The sequence below is a fragment of the Sutterella sp. genome (assembly GCF_052272535.1).
Lineage (GTDB): Bacteria > Pseudomonadota > Gammaproteobacteria > Burkholderiales > Burkholderiaceae_F > Sutterella.
The window spans coordinates 1-8898 of record NZ_DAVZJY010000092.1; the positions used below are offsets into that span (position 1 = coordinate 1).

At 65.1% G+C, this 8898-nt stretch carries 6 protein-coding genes; 3 read left to right on the forward strand and 3 right to left on the reverse strand.

Translation table 11 applies throughout. The features are described 5' to 3' along the window. Nucleotides 1-78: 78 nt before the first annotated feature. Nucleotides 79-927, reverse strand: a complete 849-nt coding sequence (ppsR, locus tag ACT6Y9_RS06055) for a posphoenolpyruvate synthetase regulatory kinase/phosphorylase PpsR (RefSeq protein WP_443743864.1) — start codon at nucleotides 925-927, stop codon at nucleotides 79-81. Between the two features lie 236 nt (nucleotides 928-1163). On the opposite strand from ppsR, the gene ppsA reads away from it, so the two are divergent. The 3 genes from ppsA (at nucleotide 1164) to ACT6Y9_RS06070 (ending at nucleotide 5272) form a co-directional block, all read left to right on the forward strand. After that, nucleotides 1164-3536 (forward strand): phosphoenolpyruvate synthase, encoded by a 2373-nt coding sequence (ppsA, locus tag ACT6Y9_RS06060; RefSeq protein WP_295480827.1) that lies wholly within the window; start codon nucleotides 1164-1166, stop codon nucleotides 3534-3536. A gap of 270 nt (nucleotides 3537-3806) precedes the next feature. Next, nucleotides 3807-4247, forward strand: coding sequence for an NfeD family protein (locus ACT6Y9_RS06065; RefSeq protein WP_443743865.1), 441 nt, complete (start codon nucleotides 3807-3809; stop codon nucleotides 4245-4247). Nucleotides 4248-4297: 50 nt separating this feature from the next. Continuing rightward, nucleotides 4298-5272: an SPFH domain-containing protein gene (locus ACT6Y9_RS06070; RefSeq protein ID WP_295480831.1), complete on the forward strand. Its 975-nt coding sequence runs from the start codon at nucleotides 4298-4300 to the stop codon at nucleotides 5270-5272. A gap of 199 nt (nucleotides 5273-5471) precedes the next feature. Here ACT6Y9_RS06070 and hydG read toward each other — a convergent pair whose 3' ends face one another. After that, nucleotides 5472-6893, reverse strand: a complete 1422-nt coding sequence (gene hydG / locus ACT6Y9_RS06075; protein WP_295480833.1) for a [FeFe] hydrogenase H-cluster radical SAM maturase HydG — start codon at nucleotides 6891-6893, stop codon at nucleotides 5472-5474. Nucleotides 6894-7146: 253 nt separating this feature from the next. Further along, complete coding sequence (locus tag ACT6Y9_RS06080; protein WP_443743866.1) at nucleotides 7147-8355, reverse strand: MFS transporter; 1209 nt, start codon at nucleotides 8353-8355, stop codon at nucleotides 7147-7149. Between the last annotated feature and the right edge of the window lie 543 nt (nucleotides 8356-8898).

Sequence of the window (8898 nt, forward strand, 5' to 3'; positions counted from 1 at the left end):
GAAAAGCCCGCCGCGGGAGCTTGTGTCCCGGGGCGGGCTTGTCCTTCAGGCGGCGGGAGGCCGCCCCGGCGGATGGAATCAGGCCTTCCTCTGCTTGTCGAGGCCGAGCTCCGACATGATCGTCGCCGAGATCTCCTCGATCGACTTCGTCGTGGAGTTGAGCCAGCGGATGCCTTCGCGCTGCATGAGCGATTCGGCGTCGTGGATCTCCTGCGTGCAGTTCTGCAGGCTCGCGTAGCGGCTTCCGGGGCGGCGCTCGTTGCGGATCTCCGAGAGGCGCTCGGGTGCGATGGAGAGGCCGAAGAGCTTGCTGCGCAGCGGAATGAGCGCGTCCGGGAGCGCGCCGCGGTCGAAGTCCTCGGGGATGAGCGGGTAGTTCGCGACCTTGATGCCGAACTGCATCGCCAGGAAGAGTGAGGTCGGGGTCTTGCCCGAGCGCGAGACGCCCACGAGGATCACGTCGGCCTCGTCGAGGCCGCGGTTGGTCTGACCGTCGTCGTGCTGCAGCGTGTAGTCGATTGCGGCGATGCGGCGCTGATACTTCTCGTCGTCGCGTATGCGGTGCGTCTGGCCGATGCGGTGCGCGCTCTTTATGCCGAGCTCGGTTTCGAGCGGCCCGACGAACTTGCGGAAGAGGTCGATGATGTGGCCCGAGACGAGCTCGTTGAAGTTGCGCATGATGTCCGGATCAACGAACGTCGTGAAGATGATCGGACGCAACCCGTCCTCCTTCTCGACGGCGTTGATGCGGCGCGCGGTGTCGATCGCCTTCTCCACGGTGTCCACGAACGGGATGCGGGTCTGGTGGTAGTGCAGATCGGGGAACTGCGTCATGATCGAGTGCGCGAGCGTCTCGGCGGTGATAGCGGTGCCGTCGCTCACGATGAAGACCTGACGGGTCTTCGCGGCCTTTTCGGTGTCAGTCATGGCTCTTCTGAGTGAAAGAGGTGGGGTTGAAGGCGTAAGAGCGCGGATTTTAAACCGTTTTTCGCTTCCGCCGTCCTCAAAGAGCGCTCGGCCTCCGGTGCGCGGGGCGCCGCTCCTAGCGCCTCATGGGGATAACCACATACGAGGGCCGCGCCGGAACGGTTAGAATGCGCGTGTTTTCAAGATCCCAGGCCCGCAGGGAAGCAGTGAAATGCGGGCGCAGTCAGAGGATAAAAATGGTACAGGGTCGCTACGTTTTCCCCTTCAGCCAACTTCGCATGACGGACGTTGACCGCGTCGGCGGCAAGAACGCTTCTCTCGGCGAGCTTCTGAGTCAGCTCACGAGCGCCGGCATCCGCGTGCCGGACGGCTTCGCCACGACCGCCGAAGCCTTCCGTCTTTTCCTGCGTGAAGGCGGACTTGAGGATCGCATCCACGAGCGGCTCAAGACGCTCAACGTGGACGACGTCAAGGCGCTCGCCGCCGCCGGCGCCGAGATTCGCGGTTGGATTGAAGAGGCTCCGTTCCCCGCCGAGCTCGAGAAGGAGATCCGCGAGTTCTATGAATGGCTGCGCGACGGCCGTGACATCTCCGTCGCCGTGCGTTCGTCCGCGACGGCCGAAGACCTGCCCGACGCCTCGTTCGCCGGCCAGCAGGAGACGGTTCTGAACGTCAACGGCATCGACGCCGTTCTGCATCACATGAAGGAGGTCTTCGCGTCGCTCTACAACGACCGCGCGATCTCCTACCGCGTCCACAAGGGCTTCACCCACGCCGAAGTGGCGCTTTCCGCCGGCGTGCAGCGCATGTGCCGCTCCGACAAGGGCGCCGCGGGCGTGATGTTCACGCTCGACACCGAGTCGGGCTTCGACCAGGTGGTCTTCATCACCGCCTCCTACGGCCTCGGCGAGACCGTGGTGCAGGGCGCGGTGAACCCCGACGAGTTCTACGTCTTCAAGCCCACGCTCGACGAAGGGAAGTTCCCGATCATCCGCAAGACCCTCGGCTCCAAGCTCATCCGCATGGAGTTTGAGACCGACGCCTCGACGGGTCGCACGGTGCGCACCGTGGACGTGGCTCCCGAGGACCGCCGCCGCTTCGCGATCACCGACGAAGACGTGATCGAGCTCGCCAAGTTCGCCCGCATCATCGAGAAGCACTACGGCCGCCCGATGGACATCGAATGGGGCAAGGACGGCACGGACGGCAAGATCTATATTCTGCAGGCCCGCCCCGAGACGGTGAAGTCGCAGCAGAAGAGCGCCGAAGTGCAGACGAAGTACTCGCTCGCGAGCAAGGGGCGCCTCCTCGCCCAGGGCCGCGCGATCGGCCAGAAGATCGGCCAGGGCGAAGTGCGCATCGTTCAGAGCGCCGCCGAAATGGACCGCGTTCAGGCGGGCGACGTCCTCGTCACGGACATGACCGACCCCAACTGGGAGCCGGTGATGAAGCGCGCGAGCGCGATCGTCACGAACCGCGGCGGGCGCACCTGCCACGCCGCGATCATCGCGCGTGAGCTCGGCATCCCGGCCGTCGTGGGTTGCGGCGACGCGACCGAGCGCCTCCTCGAGGGCGACAAGGTCACGGTCTCCTGCGCCGAAGGCGACACGGGCAACATCTACGAGGGCCTCCTCGAGATCCGCATCGAGGAAGTGGTCCGCGGCGCGCTCCCCGAGCTCCCCGTCAAGATCATGATGAACGTCGGCAACCCGCAGCTCGCGTTCGACTTCCAGTCGATCCCGAACAAGGGCGTCGGCCTCGCCCGCCTCGAGTTCGTGATCAACAACAACATCGGCATCCACCCGAAGGTGATCCTCGAGTACCCGAACGTTCCGGGCGAGCTGCGCGACGCCGTCGAGCGCCTCTCGGCGGGCTACCCGAGCCCGAAGGCCTTCTACGAGCGCAAGATCGCCGAAGGCGTCGCCACGATCGCCGCGGCCTTCTACCCGAAGAAGGTGATCGTCCGCCTCTCGGACTTCAAGAGCAACGAGTACCGCAAGCTCATCGGCGGCGTGAACTACGAGCCGGTTGAAGAGAACCCGATGCTCGGCTTCCGCGGCGCCTCGCGCTACATCGCCAACCAGTTCGCCGAGTGCTTCGCCATGGAGTGCCGCGCGATGAAGTTCGTGCGCGACGAGATGGGCCTCACCAACGTCGAGCTGATGATCCCGTTCGTGCGCACGGTCGATGAAGCCCGCCGCGTCACCGAGATCATGGAGTCGCACGGTCTGAAGCGCGGCGTGAACGGTCTGCGCCTCAACATGATGTGCGAGATCCCGAGCAACGCGCTCCTTGCGGACCAGTTCCTCGAGTACTTCGACGGCTTCTCGATCGGCTCCAACGACATGACGCAGCTCGCGCTCGGCCTCGACCGCGACTCCGGCCTCGTCGCCGCGACCTTCGACGAACGCAACGACGCCGTCAAGGCGCTGCTCTCGATGGCGATCCGCGCCTGCCGCGCCAAGGGCAAGTACGTCGGCATCTGCGGTCAGGGTCCCTCCGACCACGCCGACTTCGCCAAGTGGCTCATGGATGAGGGGATCGAGTCGATCTCGCTCAACCCCGACACGGTCGCCGACACCTGGCGCCGCCTCGCCTCGGGCCGCTGATCGAACCCGCTCCTGCGTGAGGGCTCCCCGCCCCCGCGCAGGCGTTGAGCTCTCGGCAGAGAAAGCCTCCCATCGTCCGCGAAACGGACGGCGGGAGGTTTTTTTCGTTCCCGGAGGGGCGGTTTGATTTTGTTTCATTTGCGCCGGTCGCCCTGCGTGTAAAGCCGCTGGGGAGTCGATGGGCTGCGTGCTAGACTCGAATGCGACATCCCCGAAGGGCCCGGTTTCCAATCGGCCCGGCCCCGTCTTCAGCAGAGAAGGAGCGCACGCGTGATTTCCATTTCGCCCACACTTGTCTGGTGCATTGCGGCGGCCGTCGTTCTCGCCGCGGAGCTCTTCCTCTCGACGGTGTATCTCCTCGCCGTGGTCTTTGGACTTCTCGTTGCGGCGATCTACGCCTGGATCGGCCTTGCCTTCACCTGGCAGCTCTTCGCCTGTGCGGCCGCCGTTTCGGCGGGCTGCCTCTTCGTGCTCGTCTTCCGGCGCATCCGGGCGGGCCGGCGCGATCCGGCCGAGCGCCTGCAGAACCTTGACGAAGGCAACTGCGTCAAGGTGGACGCCGTGGGCAGCGACGGCCTCGCGGTCGTCACCTATCGGGGCGCGACCTGGATCGCGCGGCCCGCGGACAGCCATCCCCTCACGGCCGGATGGTGGACGATCGCGCGCGTCGACGGCGCGCAGCTCGTCCTCGACCGGCGCGTCCGTCCGTAGCGCCGGCAAAGAATCCCTTTTTCCTTCACCTACGCCAAGAGGCTTGAACCATGGTCCTCGACTTCGCCGTCAGCGGCTTTCTCATCTTCACCGTCGTCCTGGTGGCGCTCGCCGTACTCTTCGCGAGCCAGGGCATCAAGGTGGTTCCGCAGCAGACCGCATGGGTAGTCGAGCGTCTCGGCAAGTTCCACGCCGTGCTCTCGCCCGGCCTCAACTTCATCATCCCGTTCGTGGACCGCGTCGCCTACCGCCACTCCCTCAAGGAGATTCCGCTCGACACGCCGAGCCAGGTGTGCATCACGCGCGACAACACGCAGCTCACCGTGGACGGCGTTCTCTTCTTCCAGGTGACCGACCCGCAGCGCGCGAGCTACGGCACCTCGAACTACATCATCGCGATCACGCAGCTCGCGCAGACGACGCTGCGCAGCGTGATCGGCAAGATGGAGCTCGACAAGACCTTCGAGGAGCGCGACCTCATCAACAAGTCCGTCGTCTCCTCGATCGACGAGGCGGCGCTCAACTGGGGCGTCAAGGTGCTCCGCTATGAGATCAAGGACCTCACGCCTCCGGCGGTGATCCTGCAGGCGATGCAGCAGCAGATCACGGCCGAGCGCGAGAAGCGCGCCGTCGTCGCCGCGTCTGAAGGCAAGAAGTTGGAGCAGATCAACCTCGCCACGGGCGCCCGCGAAGCCGCGATCGCGCAGTCCGAAGGCGAAAAACAGGCCGAGATCAACAAGGCCGAAGGTCAGGCGGCCGCCACCGTCGCGATCGCGAACGCCACGGCCGAGGCCCTGGAGCGCATCGCCCGCGCGACCCAGGCCGAAGGGGGCCTCACCGCCGTCAACCTCCAGGTCGCCGAAAAGTACGTCGCCGCCTTCAGCGAGCTCGCGAAGACCTCGAACACCTTGATCGTCCCGGGGAACATGGGCGACATGGCGACGATGATCTCGTCGGCGATGAAGATCGTCAACACCGCGAAGGACGCGCCCGCGGCCGCCGCGGCGCCCAAGCGCATCGGCTGACCGGCGCATTCAAAGCGACAGGCCTCCCCGGAGAGACTCCGGCGGAGGTCTTTTTGCGCCGTGCGATCAGACAAAAACGCCTCCGGCGGTCGAACCGCAGGAGGCGTTTTCGGGTCTTTAGGGCTTCATCCCGCCCGCGGTCTGCCGCAGGACATTCGACGTGGGGTCCCGGAAGGCGCGGAGCGGGGGAGCCGGAGCATCAGAAACGGAAGTCGCGCTCGCCGCCCTCGATGCGCTCGAGGCGCTTGACGCTCGCATTCCGGAACTTCACGTTCTTCACCTTCGGGAGCTCGAGCTGGATCACCTGCTCGCCCTCGACGCGGGTCTTCGCCGTGGCGTAGTCGCAGAGGTACTCCTTCATCGTGAGGATGGCGTTCGCCTGACAGTAGTCGGCGATGGCGCCGTTCTTCGCGAACTCCATGAAGCGGTCGCCCGTGCGGCCGGCGCGGTAGCACGCCGTGCAGAAGCTCGGCAGATACTGGTTCTCGAGGAGCCAACGGACGACTTCGTCGAGGGTGCGCCGGTCGTTCATCTCGAACTGCGCGGAGTTCTCGATGTCGCGGATGTCGCGGATCGTGTAGCCGCCCACCGACGTGCGCGAACCGCCCGAGAGCTGCGAGATGCCGAGCTTGAGGGCTTCGGCGCGGATGCGCGCGCTCTCGCGCGTGGACATGATCATGCCGGTGTAGGGAACGGCGAGGCGGATGAGCGCGACGATCTTGAGGAAGACGTCGTCCGGAACCGCATTGGAGAAGGTGTGCGGGTCGATGTCGTCCGCCGGGCAGATGCGCGGCACCGAGATCGTGTGGGGGCCGACGCCCCAGACGGCCTCGAGGTGCTCGGCGTGCATCAGCAGACCCACGAAGTCGTACTTGTAGAGCGTGAGGCCAAAGAGGACGCCGAGGCCCACGTCGTCGATGCCGCCCTCCATCGCGCGGTCGTGCGCTTCGGTGTGCCAGGCGTAGTCGGCCTTCGGTCCCTTCGGATGGAGCTTCTTGTACTCATCCGGGTGATAGGTCTCCTGGAAGAGCTGGTAGGTGCCGATTTCAGCTTCGTGGAGCTTGCGGTAGTTCTCGACCGTCGTGGCGGCGATGTTGACGTTGATGCGCCGGATCTTGCCGTTCTTGTGCTGGATCGAGTAGATCGTCTTGATCGACTCGAGGATGTACTCGATCGGGCTGTACTTCGGATGCTCGCCCGCCTCAAGAAGCAGACGCTTGTGGCCGAGGTCCTGCAGCGCGATCACCTCGTTGCGGATATCCTCCTGCGAGAGCTTCTTTCTCACGATGTTCTTGTTCTTCGCGTGGTACGGGCAGTAGGTGCACGTGTTCACGCAGTGGTTCGAGAGATAGAGGGGCGCGAAGAGCACGATGCGCGCGCCGTATATCTTCTCCTTCACCTCACGGGCGATGTGGAGGATCTGCTCGTTGCATTCCGGGATGTCGCAGAAGAGGAGCACGGCCGCTTCACGGTGCGTGAGGCCCTTGGCGGTCTTGGCCTTCTCAAGAAGCGACTCGATGAGCGGACGGTCGGACTTGTGCTCCTCGGCCCACTTCAGGGTGTCTTCGATTTCCGCACGGTTGATGAACTCGTCCGCGCGGCGGGATTTGGGATCGTACATACGGGTGAAAATTTTTCAGGCTTTCGCGCCGCAACCAGCGGGACGGGAGCTCCTGCGGGAGGCGGACGCGTGACGGGCGTCTTGAAGCGAGCGCCCAGAGCTTTGTCGAATGCCGTGATGATACGAGGACCTTCCCGAAGATTAAAGAGAAACGACTAATTCTTTAGCACCCGTTGGACGGAGGTCAAAACCGGAGCGGTTGTGAAGGCGGCTAAGCAAATTGAAGGCCGCAGCGGGCGGGCTCCCCGGGCCTTCATTCTTCACGGAGCTCGCGCATGCGGCCCAGGACGTCACGGGCGGTCGAGAGCGTGTAGAGGAACCCGCCGGCCGTGAAGAGCGCGAGCCCGAAGAGCGACGCCCCCGCGCCGATGACGGCGCCCACCGCCCCCGCCGCGATCGGGAAGGCGGCCTTGCCCGCGTTGATGAGCATGATGCGCAAGCCGATCGCCTCGCCGATGCGGTTGCCCGGCGCGAAGAGATAGACGAGGGACATCATGTTGGGCAGCGACGCCCCGAGTCCGAGCCCGAGCAGAAACGCGGCGCCCATGAGCGGGAGCGGCCGCTCGAAGAAGGGGAAGAGCGCGAAGGCGATGGTGGAGAGGAGCAGCGTCATCGCAATCATGTGCCACTCCTTCACGACCCGCAGCAGAAGCGGCATCGCGAAGCGCACGACGAAGGTCGCCGCGGCGAAGGCGCCGAGCACCCAGCCGATCTCCGATGGCTTGAGGCCCGCTCCGCTCGCGTAGACCGGGATCAAGAGGTTTCCGACTTCCCAGGCGACAGAAATCACCACGGAGGCGAGGAGCACGGCGCGCATCGGGCGGTCGCGCAGGAAGTCGAGCGCGCCGCCCTCCGTCTTCGCCGCCCCGCGGGCCGCACGCCGGCGCTTCGCGAGGACGTCGCGCATGAAGGGGGAGGCGACGAGCACGGCGAGGAGCGCCGGCGCCGTGATGCACCAGACGTAGACCGCCGAGAAGGAGACGTGCTCGATCACGTAGCCCGCGATCACGGGCGTGGCGAGGTTGTTCGTGGCCGTGACGAGCGAGAGCGCCGTGAAGGCGGTCTGCCGCCCGCCCGGCGGGCAGACGTCGCCCGTCATGCGCTGAGAGGTCGTGTTGACGAGCATGAAGGCGAAGCCCGCGGCGAGACATGCGGGAAAGAGCGCCGCAAAGGCGAAGAGCCCCGTGCCGCGCGGGATGACGAGTGCGGCCGCGCCCGCCGTGAAGGCGGCGAGAAGCGCCGCGTGCACTGGGGGCCTCGGGCCCGAGCGGTCGAGCCACCGGCCCGCCTCCACCGCGCAGAGGGCCGGCACGAGCGAGATGCACGCGAGCATCAGGCCCACTTCAAAGGAGGTGGCGCCGTGCGCGAGCGCGTCAAGGGTCGCGGTGAAGCGCAGTCCTACCGCGCAGGAATGAAGACCGAGCGGGAGGAGAAGAACCTTGATGAGCGGGAGCCAACGCATGAGCGGGGAGGTCGGTTGAAAAGAGAGGCCGGAAGCGGAAAGTCACAAGCCATAGTACTGCGCGGAGGAGGGTGGGGCGGCGTCGCCGAGCGCACTGCGCCTTCAGAGATTGGAGAGAAGTGGGGCGCAGTGTTTTGTTTTCGCAAAAGGGTTTTCCCGTACTCAGCATTTTTGTATGCCGCGGTGCGCAACGACGGCATTCGCTGAAAAGCCGCGCGGCGCCGATCTTCTCGCGTGACGCGCAGGAGCTACTGTTCGCCTTGATTATGGGGATCGCGGCGCCTGAATGATGCCGGCGTGGTACGGCGAAGTGAATGTGGACGAGCGTACTCCAACGACTGAAGCACCCTTCGGCCGACGGGGTGCGGCTGCGGCGGGCAGGGCTGACGCGTAGCAGGCTCTAATTGCTTGTTGTGCGCCAGCCCTAATTCTTTGTTTTTTACTAGGGAAAGCTTGCTTTATATCTTGATAAGTGCTAAAATATGAGGGTATCAAGAACCATGGGGCGATCATGAAAACCGTTCAGGAAGGCCAAACCATTTA